We start from the raw sequence: 914 nt of genomic DNA, 5'->3' as shown, positions 1-914 counted from the left end.
CTGAGGCCGAACACCAGCTGGTCGCAGCCGACTTCCTGGTACTGCGCGACCTGCTCGCAGACCTCTTCCGGGGTGCCGCAGAGCAGGAAGCCGCCCGCGATGAGCTGGTCGAGCAGCTCGTCGCCGCCGAGCGAGGACAGGTCGGTCGGCGGGACCGGCCAGGTGATGCCGTCCGTCGACTTCGGCATGGTGTCGTGGTACAGGTTCACCAGCGTGACGAGGTAGCCCGCCTGGCCCTTGAGCGCGATCTCGCGGGCGCGCTTGCGGTCGCTCAGGCAGATGACGCCGTTCGTCATCATGACGTTGTTGTTCTGGTAGTCGCCGAGGATCTCGACCGGGTTCGCGGCGGCTTCCTTGTAGGCCTCGATGCGGCCCTTCAGGTTGTAGATCGGCTCGAAGTTGAACGCGATCGCGCCGATGCCGAGGCCGCCCGCCTTGGCGAACGAGCCCGGGTTGCCGCACGCCATCCAGATCGGCGGGTGCGAGTGGCCGTACGGCTTCGGCAGGATGTTGTGCGGCGTGGGCACGGTGAAGTGCTCGCCGTGGAAGGAGTAGTCGAACTGCTCCCACATCCGGACGACCTCGCGCGAGACCTCGTCCCACTCGGCCTTGGTCGAGTTGCTGTCCATGATGTTGAACGAGGCGACCTCGTGGCTGCCCGCGCCGCGGCCGGTGCCCCACTCGAAGCGGCCCTCGGTGATGTGGTCGAGCATCGCGGCGCGCTCCGCGAAGCGGACCGGGTGCTCCTTGCGCGGCGACAGGCTGTTGATGCCGGTGCCGAGGTGGATGCGCTCGGTGCGGGCGGCGACGTAACCCATCGCGACCTCGGGGGCCGACAGGTGGCTGTACTCGGTCAGCGCGTGGTGCTCGCCGAACCAGGCGTACTTCCAGTTGTGCTTGTCCGCCTTGATCAC

At 67.7% G+C, this 914-nt stretch carries 1 protein-coding gene; it reads right to left on the bottom strand.

Going from position 1 to position 914, the window contains the following annotated elements:
* On the bottom strand, positions 1-914 hold a 914-nt coding region (locus ABEA93_RS42020), incomplete at both ends, for an LLM class flavin-dependent oxidoreductase (protein WP_345681295.1).

The sequence above is a fragment of the Yinghuangia aomiensis genome, assembly GCF_039542225.1.
Lineage (GTDB): Bacteria > Actinomycetota > Actinomycetes > Streptomycetales > Streptomycetaceae > Yinghuangia > Yinghuangia aomiensis.
Note: the sequence above shows the minus strand (reverse complement) of the source record. Positions and strands in the feature narration are given on the sequence as shown.